Annotated in this window: 15 protein-coding genes; 9 read left to right on the top strand and 6 right to left on the bottom strand. The window is 44.2% G+C overall.

The window, feature by feature from the left end; genetic code table 11:
- The first annotated feature begins 35 nt into the window (after nucleotides 1-35).
- The 3 genes from znuD (Aso01_RS07535) (at nucleotide 36) to Aso01_RS07525 (ending at nucleotide 6,017) form a co-directional block, all read left to right on the top strand.
- Nucleotides 36-2,117, top strand: coding sequence for a zinc piracy TonB-dependent receptor ZnuD (gene znuD, locus Aso01_RS07535; protein ID WP_004933049.1), 2,082 nt, complete (start codon nucleotides 36-38; stop codon nucleotides 2,115-2,117).
- Between the two features lie 233 nt (nucleotides 2,118-2,350).
- A complete protein-coding gene (gene znuD / locus Aso01_RS07530) occupies nucleotides 2,351-4,411 on the top strand; it encodes a zinc piracy TonB-dependent receptor ZnuD (protein ID WP_004933051.1) in 2,061 nt (686 codons plus the stop codon).
- A gap of 142 nt (nucleotides 4,412-4,553) precedes the next feature.
- Nucleotides 4,554-6,017, top strand: coding sequence for a phospholipase D family protein (locus Aso01_RS07525; RefSeq protein ID WP_004933057.1), 1,464 nt, complete (start codon nucleotides 4,554-4,556; stop codon nucleotides 6,015-6,017).
- 33 nt (nucleotides 6,018-6,050) lie between these two features.
- On the opposite strand, the gene Aso01_RS07520 is transcribed toward Aso01_RS07525, so the two are convergent.
- Nucleotides 6,051-6,497, bottom strand: coding sequence for a hypothetical protein (locus Aso01_RS07520; RefSeq protein ID WP_025095431.1), 447 nt, complete (start codon nucleotides 6,495-6,497; stop codon nucleotides 6,051-6,053).
- A gap of 164 nt (nucleotides 6,498-6,661) precedes the next feature.
- Here Aso01_RS07520 and Aso01_RS07515 point away from each other — a divergent pair, with 164 nt between their 5' ends.
- The 3 genes from Aso01_RS07515 to Aso01_RS07505 all read left to right on the top strand — a co-directional run bounded on the left by Aso01_RS07515 (nucleotide 6,662) and on the right by Aso01_RS07505 (nucleotide 8,336).
- On the top strand, nucleotides 6,662-7,123 hold the full coding sequence (locus tag Aso01_RS07515; RefSeq protein ID WP_004933062.1) for an RcnB family protein: 462 nt from the start codon (nucleotides 6,662-6,664) through the stop codon (nucleotides 7,121-7,123).
- Nucleotides 7,124-7,336: 213 nt separating this feature from the next.
- Complete coding sequence (locus Aso01_RS07510; protein ID WP_004933065.1) at nucleotides 7,337-7,690, top strand: RcnB family protein; 354 nt, start codon at nucleotides 7,337-7,339, stop codon at nucleotides 7,688-7,690.
- A gap of 205 nt (nucleotides 7,691-7,895) precedes the next feature.
- Entirely contained in the window at nucleotides 7,896-8,336 is a 441-nt protein-coding gene (locus tag Aso01_RS07505) for an RcnB family protein (protein WP_004933067.1), read from the top strand.
- A 48-nt stretch (nucleotides 8,337-8,384) separates the two neighbouring features.
- On the opposite strand, the gene Aso01_RS07500 is transcribed toward Aso01_RS07505, so the two are convergent.
- The 4 genes from Aso01_RS07500 to Aso01_RS07485 form a co-directional block, all read right to left on the bottom strand.
- Complete coding sequence (locus Aso01_RS07500) at nucleotides 8,385-8,879, bottom strand: phosphate-starvation-inducible protein PsiE (protein WP_004933069.1); 495 nt, start codon at nucleotides 8,877-8,879, stop codon at nucleotides 8,385-8,387.
- A gap of 171 nt (nucleotides 8,880-9,050) precedes the next feature.
- The gene (locus Aso01_RS07495) at nucleotides 9,051-10,832 is read right to left on the bottom strand and encodes an acyl-CoA dehydrogenase C-terminal domain-containing protein (protein ID WP_004933071.1); all 1,782 of its coding nucleotides are present in this window, start codon (nucleotides 10,830-10,832) and stop codon (nucleotides 9,051-9,053) included.
- A gap of 178 nt (nucleotides 10,833-11,010) precedes the next feature.
- Nucleotides 11,011-12,813, bottom strand: a complete 1,803-nt coding sequence (locus Aso01_RS07490; protein ID WP_004933074.1) for an acyl-CoA dehydrogenase C-terminal domain-containing protein — start codon at nucleotides 12,811-12,813, stop codon at nucleotides 11,011-11,013.
- Between the two features lie 294 nt (nucleotides 12,814-13,107).
- Nucleotides 13,108-13,473 (bottom strand): hypothetical protein, encoded by a 366-nt coding sequence (locus tag Aso01_RS07485; protein ID WP_004933077.1) that lies wholly within the window; start codon nucleotides 13,471-13,473, stop codon nucleotides 13,108-13,110.
- Between the two features lie 164 nt (nucleotides 13,474-13,637).
- Between Aso01_RS07485 and baeS the strand changes: the two genes are divergently transcribed.
- On the top strand, nucleotides 13,638-15,335 hold the full coding sequence (gene baeS, locus Aso01_RS07480) for a sensor histidine kinase efflux regulator BaeS (RefSeq protein WP_004933079.1): 1,698 nt from the start codon (nucleotides 13,638-13,640) through the stop codon (nucleotides 15,333-15,335).
- Between the two features lie 3 nt (nucleotides 15,336-15,338).
- Nucleotides 15,339-16,025 (top strand): response regulator, encoded by a 687-nt coding sequence (locus tag Aso01_RS07475; protein WP_004933082.1) that lies wholly within the window; start codon nucleotides 15,339-15,341, stop codon nucleotides 16,023-16,025.
- A 92-nt stretch (nucleotides 16,026-16,117) separates the two neighbouring features.
- On the opposite strand, the gene Aso01_RS07470 is transcribed toward Aso01_RS07475, so the two are convergent.
- A complete protein-coding gene (locus tag Aso01_RS07470; RefSeq protein WP_004933085.1) occupies nucleotides 16,118-16,492 on the bottom strand; it encodes an MmcQ/YjbR family DNA-binding protein in 375 nt (124 codons plus the stop codon).
- 313 nt (nucleotides 16,493-16,805) lie between these two features.
- Between Aso01_RS07470 and Aso01_RS07465 the strand changes: the two genes are divergently transcribed.
- The gene (locus Aso01_RS07465; protein ID WP_004933087.1) at nucleotides 16,806-18,188 is read left to right on the top strand and encodes a hypothetical protein; all 1,383 of its coding nucleotides are present in this window, start codon (nucleotides 16,806-16,808) and stop codon (nucleotides 18,186-18,188) included.
- Nucleotides 18,189-18,224: the final 36 nt, after the last annotated feature.

The following is an 18,224-nucleotide window of genomic DNA, read 5'->3' as shown; positions in this document are numbered from 1 at the left end:
AGATTTTAAGATTTTAAGAATTCGAGGGGAATCCAATGTTGTTCACCAGAAGTGTGCTCACACTTTCAATTTTTGCTGCATTGTCGAGTGTGGTACATGCGGCCAATGAAACAAACACCGTATCAAAACTCAAAACTATCGAAGCAACCGCACATCCATTGGTTCAAACTGCGGTCGATTATGCTGCGGCAGACAATATTATTCAAAATCAGCAATTGGTACAGGGCGGCGCTACCATTGGTGAGGCGTTAAGTGATCAGGTGGGTGTGTATTCGAACCAGTTTGGTCCTGGCGCAAGCCGTCCTGTCATTCGTGGTCAAGACAGCGCACGCGTGAAGGTATTACAAAACGCCTCGGAAACGATTGATGTTTCAACCTTGTCTCCAGATCATGCCGTGATGGTCAACCCGATTTTAGCCAAACAGGTTGAAATTGTACGTGGGCCTTCAACGTTGCTGTATGGTGCAGGTACAGTCGGTGGACTCGTCAACGTGACAGACAACAAGATTCCCACCCAAATGCCTGAACAAGGATATGAAGGGCAGGTCGGACTGCGTTACAACACGGGCAGCGACGAGAAGTTAGGGAGTGCAGGCTTAACGGTAGGTTTAGGCGAGCAAGTAGCATTAAGACTTGAAGGCCTGAAGCGAGATGCCAATAATTACATTGCACCGAATTATCTGCATGAAGGTGAAAAAGAGCGTCGCGTTGACAATACCTTTGCCAAATCTGAAGAGGCGACAGTAGGTTTGTCTTGGATTCATGATCGCGGCTTTACCGGCATTTCTTATACCAACCGTCAGGATAAATATGGCTTACCCGGTCATAGCCATGAATACGAAAGCTGTCATCCACACGACCGCGAATTATTTTGTGGTAGCCATGACGATCATGACCATGGAAATCATGCCGCAGAAGAGGGTCATGACCACGATCACGAACATGCACACGATCATGCAGGGCCATGGGTCAATTTAAAATCTGAGCGCTACGATTTTAGAACCGAACTGAATGATCCCTTTTCTGGTTTTAGCAAACTACGTGCACAAGCCAGTTATACCGATTACAAACATGATGAAATCGAAGAAGGAGAGGCCGCAACCACTTTCAAAAGCCAAGGTTATGATGCACGTCTAGAATTGGTACATCAGCCTTTAGCCAAGTGGGAAGGCGTGGTAGGTGCACAGTTTGGTCGCCAGAAACTCGATATTACTGGCGAAGAGTCGCTCTTTGCTGGCCCGAGTACCACCGACAAATGGAGTCTATTTGCACTTGAACATACCCAGTGGAACGATGTGCATTTTGAAGTGGCTGCGCGTTTTGATCAGCAAAAAATCGATATCGATTCTCCGCAAAAAAACTATGATGATCATGCCTTTTCGTATTCAGGCGCTGCCAACTGGGCATTTGCACCAAATTATAAATTATCCTTTGTCGCATCACATCAAGAACGGATGCCACTGGCGCAAGAGCTATATGCCAATGGTAAACATTTGGCCACCAATACCTATGAACTGGGCAATCAAAACTTAAGTACTGAAAAATCCAACAACCTTGAGCTTGGCTTTCACTACGATGCAGATAAGCTAAATTATCATGTGCATGTGTTTCATAACTGGTTTGACGACTACATTTATGCCCGCACGTTGGATCGTTTTGAAAACTTCCGTCTGGTTGAATACACGCAAGATCAAGCACGTTTTTATGGTGTGGAGGGAGAGTTGTCTTATCAACTTTCTCCACGCTATACAGCCACAGTATTTGGTGACTATGTACGTGCCAAAATTGAAACCGAAGGCAATGCCCCACGTATTCCGGGTGGCCGTTTAGGTACGCGGGTCAGTGCAGACTTTGGAGATGGTTTTTCTGGCTTAGCCGAATATTTCCATGTGTTTAAACAAGATAAATTTGCGGCTTTTGAGAATGAAACCGCGGGCTACAACATGGTGAATTTAGGCTTGGCGTATGCGGCACGTGCCAGCAATCGCACTGATTACCGTGTCTATGTGAAAGCCAATAATTTACTTGATGAAACGGTGTATAACCATGCGTCATTCTTGTCGAATCTTCCGCAGGTGGGGCGTAACTTTACTGTAGGTGTAGATTTTAGCTTCTAAGTGATTGATGAAATTAATAATGTTTCACGTGGAGTGCCCTAAGGGCGCTCTGCATGATTTAAGTTAACCGCTATACCTTTTTGGCCTTCATATTTGCATTAAAATCACCTTAATTTTCAATCAAAGCCATAAAACTCAAGCTTTGAATGGAAATATAAATACCCAGTTAAATTTGCTTGTAAAAAAATAGATATATTATAACGTAACGAGTGATTGGCTTTTGGAGCATCACGATGCTTACTCGTTCTCATGTCTTTGCACTTTCTATTCTCTCACTATCGATTCAGCATGCTTTTGCACAAACCTCACCCAGTGATGCTGCTGTCAACGATTTGCCAACCATTGAACTTCAAGCTCAAGCCACGCCCAAACAGCCATTCAATGAGACGGCTGGAGATGTAAGTGTGGGACGCGATCAACTGATTCAAGGCGGAACCACCATCGGTAACGCCTTGAATGGTCAATCGGGAGTTTACTCGGCGCAATATACAGGTGGGGTGAGCCGGCCTGTGATTCGTGGCTTAGATGGTGCACGCGTCAAAATTACCCAAAATGGCGGTGATACGCTCGATGTTTCCTCGGTTTCTCCCGACCATGCCGTGACGGTCGATCCTAATGCAGCCGATCAGATCCAGATTTTAAAAGGCCCTGAAGCGCTGCTCTATGGTGCAGGCTCTGTGGGTGGATTGGTCAATGTCATCGATCATAAAATTCCATCTAAAATGCCAGACAACGGGTATGAAGGGCAGTTGGGTGTTCGCTACAACACGGGTGATGATGGCTTGGTTTATTCAGGTGATTCGACTGTCGCACTGGGCAGTCAGTTTGCATTGAATGTGGGCGGTTTAAAGCGTGATGCCAACGATTATATTTTGCCGCATGATTTGCAGGAAACATCGCGCCGTGAAGACAATACCTATGCCAAATCCAATGATTACCATGCCGGACTGTCATGGATTTATGATCGGGGCTATACCGGAGTTGCCTATAGCGAACGACACGATCGCTACGGGATTCCGGGAGATAATCCGTTATATGGTTTATGTAAACCCAGTGCAGGCAAGCTCGATTGCGGCACTTTAACTGATCAACAGGCCGCTTTGCAGGAGCAAGATGGCGCGGCAGCATGGATTAATCTTAAAGAAAAGCGATACGATTTCAAAACTGAGCTGAATGATCCATTTGCAGGGTTTTCCAAGCTGGCTGCACAGGCCACTTATACAGATTACCAGCATCAGGAAATGGACGGAGACGAACCAGATACTACCTTTATCAGCAAAGGCACCGATGCCCGCATTACCTTAGACAACATGGCTTGGGCAGGCTGGACTGGGCAGTTTGGCACACAATACACTCAGCAAAAACTCACCATTAACGGTGATGAAGCACTCATGGACCCAACTGTCACCAAACGCTACAGCGTGTTTGGAATGCAGGAAAAACAAGTTGATCAACTGCATTTTCAGGTGTCATCGCGTATCGATCATCAAACCATCGATATCGATGGCAATGATGTAGATGTGGGTGCCAAAAATTATACCGGCACGGCGTACTCCTTGGCGGGTTCAACCGACTGGGCATTTAAGCCAAATTACAAGCTGTCTTTGACAGGCTCACATCAAGAGCGCCTGCCGCTGGCGCAAGAGTTATATTCGAATGGCGCACATATGGCCACCAATACCTATGAGTTAGGCAATGACGATTTGCAAAAAGAAAAATCGAATAATCTTGAACTCGGTTTACATTTTGACAATGACCAAGGCCTTAAATATAACTTGAGTGCTTTTCAAAGCTGGTACAACAACTTTATCTATGCCAATACCTTAGATCGTTTTCAGGACTTTCGTCTGATTCAATACGATCAAACCGATGCCCGCTTTTACGGAGTAGATGGAGATGTGAGCTATCAACTTAGTCCACGCTACAATGTGGGGGTATTTGGGGATTATGTACGCGGCAAGCTAGATGATGCTGGAAATGCCCCACGTATTCCGGGTGGACGCTTAGGCACGCGGATCAAGGCAGATTTTGGACAGGGTTACTCAGGAACAGCCGAGTATTACCATGTCTTTGGTCAGGATGATCTGGCCAATTACGAAACTGAAGGCAAGAGTTACAACATGCTGAATCTCGGATTGGCGTATGATGGGCAAATCAATACGAAAACGGGTTATCAGCTTTATGCCAAAGCCAATAATCTGCTTGACAGCAAAGTATATCTACACGAGTCATTTTTATCGGATGTTCCACAAATCGGGCGTAATTTTACCATGGGCATCAACTTTAATTTTTAATGTGTTTATCGCTACACACATAAAGGAAAGCCTCGGCTTTCCTTTTGTTTTTAAGCAGATTGACGCGCAGAATTAACCAAATCAGTCTTGAAACATCTCACGAGACTCTCTAGTCTGAACCCAGTGATTGGGATAACTTGTTATGCGTATTTTTCAACGAATTCATACCAAACTGAATTGGTCTGGGCGCCGTTATTTTTCTTTAATTGTCGGGATGTTGGTTTTAGGCTATGTTGCATCGGCAATTTATCATATCTATAAGCCCTTGCCGCAAGGCCTCAATTATAGCGGTAAGCTACGACATGCCGAACTCAAGTTTTTAGCAGATCAAACGTTTCTCGATGCACAGGGGCGTCAACAATACGATCATCAGATCTTTGATCAAATGTTGGCGCTGATTCAGCAAGCCAAGAGTACCATTGTGCTGGATATGTTTCTGTTTAATTCAGAGGTAGGTGACAGCAAAATTCCACAGCGTCCTCTGATGCAAGAGCTGACACAGGCATTAATTCAAAAGCGCCGTGAGCATCCGAATATACAAATTGTGTTTATTACCGATCCGATCAATTCCGTTTACGGTGGTATTTTTCCTGAGCAATATCGTCGGCTTCGTCAGGCAGGCGTCGATGTGATTGAAACCAATCTGACTCCGCTGCGTGCTTCAAATCCGACTTGGTCTAGCCTGTGGTATTTATGCTGTCAAGGCATTGGGAACAACGCCGAAAAAGGCTGGTTGTCCAATCCCTTTGGCCAACAGAAAATCACCCTTCGTAGTTATCTGGCACTGGCCAATTTAAAAGCCAATCATCGAAAAACCATGGTGGTCGATACCGATCAAGGTTGGAAAAGTCTGATTACGTCTGCCAATCCGCACGATGGCAGTTCGCGTCATTCTAACGTTGCTGTGGTGGTCTCTGGCCCGACGGCAATGGATGTGTTGCAATCTGAACAAAGTGTGGCTCAAATGTCGGGTGGTACATCACCTGTTGTGATTATGGGTGAAATCAATGCACCCACGACTGAGCCTCAGGTGCAGCTTTTGACCGAAGCGGCAATTTATCACGCTGTTTTAGATTTAATTCAGCGTGCCAAAGCCAAAGATCAACTGGATTTGGCAATGTTTTATTTGTCTGAGCGCCAGATTATTTCGGCTTTAAAGGCAGCACACGAGCGTGGGGTAAAGGTTCGGGTGTTACTAGACCCGAATAAAGATGCCTTTGGTCGACAAAAAAATGGAATTCCGAATCGGCCTGTGGCCTCCGAGTTGCATGCCGCAGGTATTCCGGTACGGTGGTGTGATACGCATGGCGAGCAGTGCCACAGCAAAATGATCATCAAATCCAGTGCGACTCAAGCTGAAATGATTTTGGGTTCGGCAAATTTTACCGCAAGAAATCTAAAAAATTATAATCTCGAAACAGATATCATGGTCAAAGGTCAAACGCAGGCAGCCGTTTTTCAAGATGCTACTCGATATTTTAATACAGCGTGGTCAAATCTGAATGGCCGTCAGATGAGTGTGGACTATGCTCAATATGCCGATGAATCCCAACTGAAGTATTGGACCTATCGATTTATGGAGTGGTCGGGTCTTTCGACATTTTAAGTTTTAAAGAGAGGCATCGCCTCTCTTTGCTTTTTAATGCGTAGGAGGAATCAGTTGATCGAGTTCTTGCGGGCTCATTTGATCAAGCTCATCTAGGCTGGTTTTGATTTTCCACTGACTTTCGTCTTCAACCGGATTCGGCAAGCGCGCCTCTAACCAGTCACACACCACATCGGGACTAAACTCAGGGTGATCACATTCAATGACCCATGCCAAAAAGTCTTTGGCTTCACCGTTCATATACGGGGGAGGTGATACCGGAAAAAACTGTGTGGGCAGACGTTCATTGGTCGAGAGATAGTTCAGTACATGCCCAAGCTCTTGTACGGTTTGCCATGCTAAAGCATGTTCGGTGTCTATGCTAAATTTAATCCACCATGCATGCTCACCGTTTGTGCCGTGCGCTGAAATGCGCTGTTGCTGAATACTTGGGACTTTACTAAAAAACTGATAAAGACGTTCAAAATTTAATTCTGCCACTGTATCTTGTTCCATGCTCCACATTGCAGCTTAGTATAGTCGCTATTTTATATCGATAAAGCCCGATTCTTGTGCATAGACGATTTATATACAGTTTGTCATGTAGGGTCTGACTGGTTTTCCTCTACACTAGAGAAGATAACTGTATGGTTTGGGAGAGGCGCATGTTGATTCATATCGTTCGAAACCTGCGACGCGTGATGATGATTACAGTATGCTCAACGAGTCTTTGGGCACACGATGATCGAATGCGACAGCAGTCAATACGCCCAAATACATATTACTCACCATCTGCGCCTGTTGTTGGATTTTCCAATCAAAAGGTGCCTCCGGTTTATCCGTCACGCTCGGCGAATCAGCCTCCTGTACCCTCCGTCGGCTTTAGCAACCAACAAGTGCTATCTCCTCGTCCTTATCGACCCCATCATTGGCATACTGGACAACCTCGCTACGTATTTGTAGTGGGCCAAATTTTACCGACTGAATATCGTGATGACCGCTATCGGATCGAAAACTGGTCCGACAATCGCTTGTATCAGCCACCGCAAGGTCGTCGCTGGATTCTGGTAGATCAGCATTATCTTCTTATTTCCTCACCAGATTTTACAATTGAAGGTATTCGCTAATCGTTTTTGAATGTACGAGCCTTTGATTGTGCTGGCTTTATTTCTTGAAAATGGTCTTGAGATAAAAATGAGATTGAATCTTAGGTGTTACATCTCTTCATGATTTCTTTATGATGATTACAATCAGATAGTAAAGCCCGTGTTTTTGTCCATCCTTTCTTCTTGGGCGCCCATTATCATGAGTCTGTAAAGAGATGAAGAAAGGACATCCAGATGAATACTGTATTCAAAGCCCTGGTGGTATCTACAATGATGTTAGGGGTATCGGCTACTGCGTTTGCAGGCCCCGACTGGGATCGTGATCATGGCCCACGTGATCGTCACCATGCACCTGCTGCCAAATGGGATCATGACCGCCGTCATGATAACGGTCATCGTGACTACCGTGAGCATCGTTTTCAGCGCGGTGATCGCTTACCAGCGGCATGGCGTCATGACCGCTATCAAGTGAACAACTGGCGTGCCTATCGCTTGAAAACTCCACCGCGTGGTTATCACTGGGTGAGAGCAGATGGTCGTTATTTGCTGGTTTCAAACTACAACCATCGGATCTATCAAGTTTACTAATTTGATTCAATTTAAGAGCCACCGCCATGCGGTGGTTTTTTTTATATCTAGAGGATGACTGACGCTACTTCTCCATGATTTTAAGCTAAGTTACATCGTGGCAAAAACAATAACAATTGCTTGCACTACACGCTGATTTATACATTATTTATCCTTGCCATAGTTTTATGCTGATTCAAGCGTCACATGCTGTGGACATTTCGAAATGAAAAAAATTATCGCTGCTTCACTCGCTGTCGTCCTACTTGGAACTTCCACTTTATCCTTAGCAGATCCACCTGATTGGGCCGGTCATCAATGGAACCGTGAGCATGATGGGCCATATCATCATCCAGATTGGCGCCGAGATGATTGGCATCGTGGTGACTGGCGATCTTATGGGCCACCCCCACACATGCGTATTGTAGAAAACCGGTATTACTATGCTTCGCCAGCTCCGCGTTATTATCGCGTGCATGAAGGTTTTCGTCCCGGTTATCGCTTACCGCCGCAGTATTACTCCGACCGTTACTATGTAAACAACTGGTATGACTATCAATTGCCTCCACCACCGCCACAGCATCGTTGGACGTACATTGACGGTCGCTATGTACTGGTGGCTGTCGCAACCGGCATTATCGCGCAGATTTTGCTGGCGCATCGTTAATTTTGACAGCTTAACAAGCCCATACTGCTTGAGGCAGGATGGGCTTTTCTATGCCAGTTCATCGTCTTCAGGACGTGGTGTTTTGCCTTGTTCTAAAGGGCGTGTCTGATGCTTTTCACGGATCACAGAGGGGAAGTTCCATGAGGCATAACGTACAATCAAAATGGCTAAGGCCAAGATTAGAATTGAGCCGGTAATGATCAACTGGCTAACATCTGCTTTATGGTTATGCTGAATATCTGAAATGAGCAATCGCGTTAGGGCGGTTATGGCCACATAAATTAAAAAACGCACTGGCATATGGTTGGTTTTAAAATAAATCCCGACCATTGCGCCCAATTCCAAATAAATAAACAACAGCAAAATATCATCAATGGTGGCGTAAGATTTTACTGTGAAGATGTCAATGGTGGTGTGAATGGCTGACCACACCACCATACAACCAATAATAAATAGGGCAATATAGTGAAATGCTTCAACAGCATAGTTGCCAAAGCGATCGAGTAACGCTTCAAGCCTGTTTGCACGTTTAGAAGAAGACATAAATGAACTCGGCAATCAATTAAAGGTATGATGTACACTAAGCAAATTTCATGCGCATGACACAAGACATTAGGCTCAAGTGGATGTTTTTAAGCCTTTTGGCCGAAATTTAGATCAAAATATAAGACAGTAAAAAAGCCTGCATGTGCAGGCTTTTTTTAATCGAGCGTATTAAGACTGTGCGGTAAAGTAGGCTTCATCAAAACTCATGACCAAATCAGAACCCGCTTCGATTTTACGGATACGTGATTCAAGCTCCGGCAAGATGCGGGTAACAAAGTACCGTGCCAACGACAATTTATTTTGGTAAAACTCACCAGATTTGTCTTTGGCCGCTGCTGCGATTTTGGCAAACATGTAGGCAAAGCTGAGTAAACCGACCGCATGTAAATAATCGACTGCTGCTGCGTTTGGAAAGTCTGGATTTTCAGCGGCTTGTTCAATAATAAACTGCGTTACAGCCTCAACTTCAGTGGCAGCATCAAGTGTTGCATCCTTAATGAAGTTTAAATCTGCGGCAAGCGTATTGGCGAAATCACGAATTTCATTGATGTATTCACCGATATACGCACCACCACATTTAATGGTTTTACGGCCAATCAAATCTTGAGACTGAACACCATTGGTGCCTTCGTAAATCTGTGAAATACGTAAGTCACGAACACATTGCTCCAGACCCCACTCACGAATAAAACCGTGCCCGCCAAAACACATCTGGGCATCTAGAGTTGCCTGAAAGGCGGTGTCGGTGAGATATGCCTTGGCAATTGGCGTCAGCAAAGCCACGCGGTCATTGGCTTTCTTTACGGCGTCTGGATCGGTTGAAAACTTGGTGATATCCAGTTGCTGCCCAACATACACGGCAAAGGCACGTGATGCTTCATTGTTGGCACGTACATTCAGGAGCATACGGCGTACATCACCATGAACCAAAATGCTGTCGGCTGGTTTGCTCGGCGATTGTACGCCTGATGCGCTACGACCTTGTAAGCGGTCTGTGGCATATTGTGCCGCATTCTGGTAGGCAAACTCTGAAGCCCCCAAGCCTTGAATACCCATCGATAAACGTTCATAGTTCATCATGACAAACATTGCGGCTAAGCCTTCATTTTCTTTACCCACTAAAAAGCCTTTGGCACCGTCAAAATTCATCACACAAGTGGCCGATGCCTTAATTCCCATTTTATGTTCGATCGAACCTGGGCTGACTGCGTTACGCTCGCCAAGACTTCCATCGTCATTGACCAAAAACTTCGGCACAATAAATAAAGAAATACCACGCGAACCTGCGGGTGCATCAGGCGTTTTGGCCAATACCAAATGAATGATATTTTCACTTAGGTCGTGATCACCACCGGTAATAAAGATTTTGGTTCCAGTGATGTTGTACGATCCATCTGCGTTCGGTTCGGCTTTGGTTTTAATAATCCCTAAATCGGTACCGGCATGTGGCTCAGTCAAACACATGGTGCCTGACCATTCACCTGAATAGATTTTAGGTAAATACGTTTCTTTTTGCGCTTGTGATGCATAGCTGCTCAAGGCCATACCTGCACCAACCGATAGGAGCGGGTAGAGCAAAAAAGAAGGGTTAGTCGCAAACAGCATTTCATCGGCCAGCACGGTCAACATTTTAGGCATGGCCTGACCGCCCCATTCTTCGTCGGCACCCAATCCGATCCAGCCACCTTGTGCGTACTGTGCAAAGGCCTCTTTAAAGCCTGCTGGTGTGAAGACTTGGCCATTTTCATAACGTGCACCTTCTTCATCACCTGAACGGTTTAAAGGGAGTGTGACATTTTGAGCAAATTTTGCCATTTCTTCCAAAATAGCTTCTGCAGTTGCTGCATCCACATGGGCAAGATGTTCGTTGGCTTGCCAGAATTGTTCAGCTTGAAATACATCATTTAAGATGAATCGCATGTCTGCGAGTGGCGCATTATAAATTGGCATAATTCTTCACCTTGAATATTTTTGCATAGTTCTATGTCTTTAATATTGCACAGAAAATGCATTGAGTCACAGCGTTGTCAGTGGTTTTAATGTAACATCTAATTTGAAAAAAAAGGACTGTCAAAACTGATCAGTCCTTTTCTGGTTGGGGGCCGTTGTAATCGATCCCGAACTGTGATTAGAACGCGAAGTGTTCTGCTTCTAAGGACATCAATGACTCAACACCCGTAGACAATACGTCGACATGTGAGCGAACGCGCGGCAAGATTTTCTGGAAGTAGAAACGCGCCGTGGTCACTTTTGCGTTGTAAAAATCTACATCGCTTGATCCTTCTTCGAGTTTGCTAAGCGCGACCTGTGCCATACGCGCCCATAAGTAGGCCAAAGTCACATAACCTGCGTAATAAAGGTAATCGACTGCGGCAGCACCCACTTCATCTGGATTTTGCATCGCGCGCATTCCAATTTGCATGGTGATGTCGCCCCATTCTTTGTTTACAGCCGCAAGCGGTTCGATAAACTCTTTCATGGCGCTGTTGTCTTTGTGGGCTTCAACAAATTTGTGAATCATTTTGGTGAAGTCACGCAACATGGCACCTTGGGTTTGCAGTACTTTACGGCCAAGCAAGTCGAGTGCCTGAATTTCAGTGGTACCTTCGTATAAGCAAGCAATTCGCGTATCACGTACAATTTGCTCCATACCGTGTTCAGCAATAAAGCCGTGACCACCAAAGACCTGAACGCCTTTGTTGGCTGCTTCATAACCAGTTTCGGTCAGGAATGCTTTACCAATTGGTGTCAGCAACGACAAGATATTGTCGGCAAACTTACGCTCTTCTTCATCAGCGCCTTTTTCGACGATATCGGCATAAAGTGCCAGCAAGTACACCAAAGCACGGCCGCCTTCTGCAAATGCCTTTTGGGTAAGCAGCATGTTACGAACTGCTGGATGCACAATAATCGGATCGGCTTCTTTCTGTGGTGCTTTTGGTGAAGAGAGTGAGCGCATCGCCAAACGGTCTTTGGCATAGCTCAAAGCACCTTGGAATGATGATTCCGATGCTGCCAAACCTTGAACAGCCGTACCAATACGTGCGGTATTCATAAAGGTAAACATGCAGTTGAGACCACGGTTTTCAGGTCCGATTAAATAACCTGTTGCACGATCAAAGTTCAATACGCAGGTCGCGTTACCATGGATTCCCATTTTGTGCTCGATTGAACCACAGCGGACGCCGTTGCGTTCACCGATTGAGCCGTCTTCATTGACCAAGTATTTTGGCACAATGAATAGCGAGATGCCTTTGGTACCTTTCGGTGCATCGGGTAAGCGTGCCAAGACAATATGTACAATATTGTCGGCCATGTCGTGCTCACCCGCCGAGATGAAAATCTTTTCACCCGAAATGGCATAGCTACCGTCTGCATTTGGTTCTGCTTTGGTGCGAATAATACCTAAGTCAGACCCTGCATGTGATTCGGTCAAACACATCGTACCTGTCCACTCGCCTGAAACGAGTTTTGGTAGGTAGGTGTCCTTTTGTTGCGCTGAGCCATGGTGCTCAAGGGTACGCACTGCACCGTGCGATAAACCCGGATACATACCCCATGCCCAGTTGGCCGAACCGACCATTTCTGAAATCACAATACCGAGTGAATTTGGCAATGCTTGACCGCCGTAAGCTTCTTCTGCGGCTAAAGACGGAAAGCCCAGCTCGATATATTTTTGGTAAGCTTCTTTAAAACCTGTTGGCGTTGTGACCACGCCATCATTCCATGTACAGCCTTCACGGTCGCCAATTTGGTTGAGTGGAGAAAGCTCGTTTTCACAGAAATCTGCAGCCGCTTCTAAATATTGATCAACCAGTTCACGGCTTACGTTCTCTTGGAATGCAGGAAGTTTTGCATAGTGCTCTTCAGCATTTAGTAACTCATGCAAAACAAATTGCATATCACGTAAAGGCGCTTTGTATTGTGGCATATCGGTTTCCTCAATACTGGTTAAACCAGCGTTTCTAATGTCCTGTCGATTACGGTTGGATACCCGAAGGTACCTTTCTTATGAATTACATCGTGCAATAACTTATACCCCTGTACAAGCATTTCGGGGAGTCTAATCCATGACTGTAAAGTCAAAGAAAATTATCTTGAAATATACAAGTAATTAAATCATATAAATTTTTTATGAATTTCAAATGAAAGGAATAGTCAAAATCGTAAAAAGATGTGACCAGAAAAAAAGGCACCGAAGTGCCTTTTTTATGATGTGCTAAATTTATGCGGCTGGCACTGGAGGAGGGGCCATACGATCATTCATTTTGCTGGGCTTAAAGCGTAACTCACAGGTTCCATCAATTGTTTTGTCTCCCATTTTTACCTGAATGGTCTGACCTACAGCTTGGCCTGTACATGCTTTTTGAATCTGTTCAAATTCAGCCTTGCGCTCAGCGCGTCGCTGTTGCATGTCTGCTCGTTGTTCTGGGGTAAGTTTGTGATGTTTCATCCAGTGTTTGCCTGCCGGGCCATCCATCATTTTAGGTGCATTGGGATCTTGAGGTGGCATGGTGGATTGACAGGCTGCCAAACTCCCCATACTGATCACTGTAGCCATACAGAGTGTAATTTTTGCCATTTTGTTCATATTGAATCCCCGAAGTGAATGATTTAGTGTGGGAACACCACTAGGATGTATGCTGACTAAAAACCAATTAAAGATTAAATAATAAACATGAAGGAACAATGGAGACTTTTTTGCCTGAGTGTTGATTACAATAGAAAAGATAAACGAATCATGAGAGCTCGCTTTTGAAAATACGCCGCGTTCCCATTGCGCTTCGGTTGTTTCTAACCGTACTGCTCACCACCTTACTGATTACCACAGTGAGTCTGAGTGTTTTGCACTGGACCATGCAGAAAAATTTTGCCAAATATGTGGCCGATGTCGAAATGCAAAAGCTGGATCATTTGATCACCAATTTGGCCAATGTGTATACCACGTATGGCGATTGGGGCAATGCCATTCAGGCGCAGATTTTACAAATTGAAGGACAGGCCGCGCCAGATGACTATGATCGTCTGTCACGCTGGTGGTTACGCCGTCAGTACGATATTGCGTTGCAGCAGCGTTTTTTCAATGAGCAAAACATGATTATGCTCTCGCCCGATCTGACCAACGAAAACCGTCTTAAAAATAGACCCGTACTGGACGAGCAAGAACGGCAGTTTTTAAAAGATAATTTGCCTTCTGAGTATCAGCCTTTTGAAGGTCTGAAATTTCCACTCAGTTCGAATCAGAATTTTTTCCGTCCAGATGATGGCAAAAAGAAAAAAGCACCACCGCGTGGTTCCGAAATGGCCAACATGATGCATCACGACGGTAAAAAGCGTTTTATTGCCATGCCAGACCGCTTGGGATTGAGTTCGCGGTTATCGTTATACGATGCCAAGCATCAGTTTGTGGTGGGAGAAAGTGCCAATGAGCAGATTTCCTATCGGCCGATTATTGTCAAAGACCAGATTGTGGGGTATTTGGGCCTGAAACCGGTACTCGATGAAGACGATGCCTTAAGTATTAATTTCTTTAGCAATCAAAAGCGCTTTTTATTGCTGATTTATGCTTTGTCGGTCTTGACCAGTTTAATTGCAGCGCTTTTATTGGCGACTTATTTTAAAAAACCGATTCAACGTCTGCTCAATGCCACACGTGAATTAACCCGTGGAAATTATAAGCATCAGGTTGAAATTAAACGTAATGATGAGTTGGGTGATCTGGCAACCCAATTAAATCAATTGGCTAAAATTCTGTATCAGCATGAAGAGTCTCGACGTCAATGGGTGGCCGATACGTCGCATGAGCTAAAAACTCCGCTAAGCGTTTTACAGGCACAAATTGAAGCGATGCAGGACGGCATCCGTAAAGCCACACCGCAGCATTTGACCGCCATGATGAGTCAGGTCAGTAGCTTGAAAAAACTGACCCAAGATCTGGCCGATTTGGCGCAAGCCGATGCCCAGCAATTGAAATGTTATATGGCCGAGGTCAATCCGTGGGAGGTCTTGGTACAGGAAGTTGAGCACTTCAAGCCAAAGTTTGAGCAGGCCGAACTTCAAATTTCGATTGCAGGAGAAGGCACTACGTTACAATTAGATATAGATCGCTTCAAACAAATTGTGGTGAACTTATTGAGTAACAGTGTGCGTTATACGCAAGCTGGCGGGCAGATCAAGATTCATACTGAACAAAATGAATCGGAGTGGACTTTAATTGTCGATGACAGTCCGCTTGGGCTGAGCGACGAACAGCTGGCGCGCTTGGGTGAACGTTTTTATCGTGTTGATGATTCGCGTACACGTAGTACGGGTGGTACTGGACTCGGCTTGGCGTTGTCGTCGAAGCTGGCACAAGCGCTGGGTGGCCAATTACGTTTTGATCATTCGCCTTTGGGTGGTCTGCGTTGCATTCTGACTTTTCCAAAAACACAATCAAAGATTAAGGAAATTTGATCCATGAAACATGTGATGTTAGTTGAAGATGAAGTGGAATTAGCTCATCTGGTTCGTGATTATTTAGAGGCGTCTGGGTTTGAAGTCAGTATGTTTCATGATGGCCAAGAGGCGTATGAGAGCTTTGTGCAGCGTAAACCCAATCTGATGATTCTGGATTTGATGGTGCCGCGTATGGACGGTTTGACCATTTGCCGTAAAGTGCGTGAACAGTCAGATTTACCGATTATTATGGTGACCGCGCGTACAGAGGAAATTGATCGAGTATTGGGCCTTAATATGGGCGCGGATGACTATGTCTGCAAACCATTTAGCCCCAAAGAACTGGTAGCACGTGTTCAGGCAGTCTTACGTCGTCTGGACCGTAAAGCCGAACCTGAACAAAACGATATGTTTCGTATTGATAAGGCACAGCAACGAATCTGGTACAAGCAAAAAGCCTTAAACCTGACTCCAACCGAGTTTCGCTTACTCGAGCTATTTTTGGAGCATTTGGGGCAGGTGTATTCACGGGCGCAACTGCTAGATCATATCAATCCAGATAGTTTTGATGTGGCAGACCGTGTGATCGATAGCCATATTAAAAATTTACGCCGTAAGATCAGTGAAGCCGCAGACACAGGTAATCGCCATGAATGGGTGCAAGCGGTATATGGGGTTGGGTATCGTTTTGAATATCCTGAAGACTAATGGATAAATACATCTAATTTGAGACTAACGCATTGTTTAAACGGTGCGTTTTTTATTTTTAAGATCATCTCGCATGTCGATACGGAGTTACTTTAGTTGTCAGTCCAATTTAACTGATTTTTTTGAACTCGATTTAGCGTTTTTGCTACCAATAAGTAAGAATCTTGAATTAAATCATAAATGAGATCTGCACTTATTTCAGAGCCTGCATAAATCGAAATCCAGTGGCGTTTATTCATGTAATAGCCACCTTGAATACAGCTATAGGTATCTTTGAGCATTTCGCCTTGAACGGGATCTACTTTTAAAGTAATACAACCTTGGCCGTGTGCATGCCCTGCAATCATAAAAATTTTATCAAAAACTTTGACCACATCTGAATCGGCTGAAAATGGCTGACTTAAATTCGTCTGTGGAAGGCTAAGCGCCACACTGAGCGCATAGCTTTTCATTTCTTCAGTGTTCATTTTTCATCCTGAAAATTGTTGGATAAGAAAAAAATTAATTAGTAAAAAATTAAGCTCTATCAACTTGCATGTAAAGTTACTTATCCTGTGGATAATCACAGTGTTATCCACAGAAAATGGGGATAAGTGCAATCACTTAAACGAAGCACATATACTTTGTTATCTTTAAAAGTGAATGATATGAAAATAATAAATTTCATAAAAATTAGAAGCTTAATTTTTAATATACAGAATAGTCTGTTTGGGGTGTTGTAAAAATTGAGGTCTTTATGTAGATTTTGTTTTTTTGTGTAATTATAAAAAAGGATAAAAAATGATATTCAAGAAAACAGTCTTGGTGATCGCACTCGCTTCTTTACTTGTTGCTTGCGGTGGTGGTGGGGGAGACTCATCAAGTAACTCTGGCTCATCCAATACTGGAAGTGGTTCTTCTAATACGATGAGTGACTTAGACAAAGCAAAACAACTCATTCAGACCACAAATACAATTGTGTCGTATTACGATAGTTTTGATGAGATTCAAAAGACCTATCAACCGTCTATCGATGCAGTCGCCGAAATTAGTCCGGACATTGAAGATAGTACCAATTTGTTGCTGACACTGTCTGAGTTGGCGCTTCAAGATGCAAAAGGTTCAACCAAAACGTACTCAGCACAAGATATAGATCGGCTTTATGCAGCATCCGAATTGTATGCGCCAGATTTCAAATTGACCAATAATGCACTCAAAATTGAAGTAAATGGATTGACCGCAAAAGTATCTGGATCAACCGATTTCGAACGATGGGCGGGTTTCAAGTTTGTGTCTGGTCAAAACCCAATCTCATTGTATGCAGATAAAACCACCTTACAGGTTAAGCAGTTAAACCTATCACAGCCATCAGTAGTAACGGCAGAATCAACGCACGTGTATAGTATTTTTGCAAACAGTGAACTTGAAACCGTCAATGCCAATAAAAAGAAAGCGACAGTTAAATTTAAAGATAATTCTTCAGTTTCGATTCTTTACGCCGATGCCAAAATCTTCGATGAGCGTACCGAAAATGAAATGGCGACTTCGGTAACGACAACGCTTAAAAATATTGAGCTCACTACCGACGAAAGCTTTGTAGGCACATTTAAAGAGCTGTCAGGACAGGCAAAAGCCGTGACCATGGTCGATAACGGAAACAGTTTTGTTCGATTGATCCCGTATGAACTCAAACTAGATGGCGTGGCAACTGTCAAAGATCAGGATAACATTAGTATTCAAGCCAGCGCTAAGTTAAACAATGACTTGAACAAACCGATTGATATTACAGGCAACAAGGAATCAATCAATAATTTCTTAAATATTTCTCTAAATATCGTTTTGACAGGAAATTTAAAAGCCAAAAACAAGCAGACACCATTTAGCTTAAAGGTAAATGGCTTAAGAAATGAATTTAAAGTGGGCAATGCAACAGCGGATATTGATGTAGATGGCAATGCGCTCAATATTCAATTCGTTTCTTCAAATCTTGATCAAGACAAACCAACAGTTGCTGCAACAGTGAAACATAAAAATGGCGCTTATGTTTCAATTCCAGATTTGGATAACTTTGTTTCAACAAAGATCATGGTCGGTAGCACGAGTTATGGCGATTTATCCAAAGTATCGGGATCATTGTATAACGCGAGATTTACCGATAACACCATTATCACGATTGCACCTTAACATTTACAACAAGGGCAGCTTATGAAGCTGCTCTTT

The organism is Acinetobacter soli, assembly GCF_000760595.1.
Lineage (GTDB): Bacteria > Pseudomonadota > Gammaproteobacteria > Pseudomonadales > Moraxellaceae > Acinetobacter > Acinetobacter soli.
Note: the sequence above shows the minus strand (reverse complement) of the source record. Positions and strands in the feature narration are given on the sequence as shown.

Excerpts from the sequence above, each read along its gene's own strand:
- znuD (WP_004933049.1), top strand. The coding sequence starts at position 36 with ATGTTGTTCACCAGAAGTGTGCTCACACTTTCAATTTTTGCTGCATTG.
- znuD (WP_004933051.1), top strand. The coding sequence starts at position 2,351 with ATGCTTACTCGTTCTCATGTCTTTGCACTTTCTATTCTCTCACTATCG.
- Aso01_RS07525 (WP_004933057.1), top strand. The coding sequence starts at position 4,554 with ATGCGTATTTTTCAACGAATTCATACCAAACTGAATTGGTCTGGGCGC.
- Aso01_RS07515 (WP_004933062.1), top strand. The coding sequence starts at position 6,662 with ATGTTGATTCATATCGTTCGAAACCTGCGACGCGTGATGATGATTACA.
- Aso01_RS07510 (WP_004933065.1), top strand. The coding sequence starts at position 7,337 with ATGAATACTGTATTCAAAGCCCTGGTGGTATCTACAATGATGTTAGGG.
- Aso01_RS07505 (WP_004933067.1), top strand. The coding sequence starts at position 7,896 with ATGAAAAAAATTATCGCTGCTTCACTCGCTGTCGTCCTACTTGGAACT.
- Aso01_RS07500 (WP_004933069.1), bottom strand. The coding sequence starts at position 8,879 with ATGTCTTCTTCTAAACGTGCAAACAGGCTTGAAGCGTTACTCGATCGC.
- Aso01_RS07495 (WP_004933071.1), bottom strand. The coding sequence starts at position 10,832 with ATGCCAATTTATAATGCGCCACTCGCAGACATGCGATTCATCTTAAAT.
- Aso01_RS07490 (WP_004933074.1), bottom strand. The coding sequence starts at position 12,813 with ATGCCACAATACAAAGCGCCTTTACGTGATATGCAATTTGTTTTGCAT.
- Aso01_RS07485 (WP_004933077.1), bottom strand. The coding sequence starts at position 13,473 with ATGAACAAAATGGCAAAAATTACACTCTGTATGGCTACAGTGATCAGT.
- Aso01_RS07475 (WP_004933082.1), top strand. The coding sequence starts at position 15,339 with ATGAAACATGTGATGTTAGTTGAAGATGAAGTGGAATTAGCTCATCTG.
- Aso01_RS07470 (WP_004933085.1), bottom strand. The coding sequence starts at position 16,492 with ATGAACACTGAAGAAATGAAAAGCTATGCGCTCAGTGTGGCGCTTAGC.
- Aso01_RS07465 (WP_004933087.1), top strand. The coding sequence starts at position 16,806 with ATGATATTCAAGAAAACAGTCTTGGTGATCGCACTCGCTTCTTTACTT.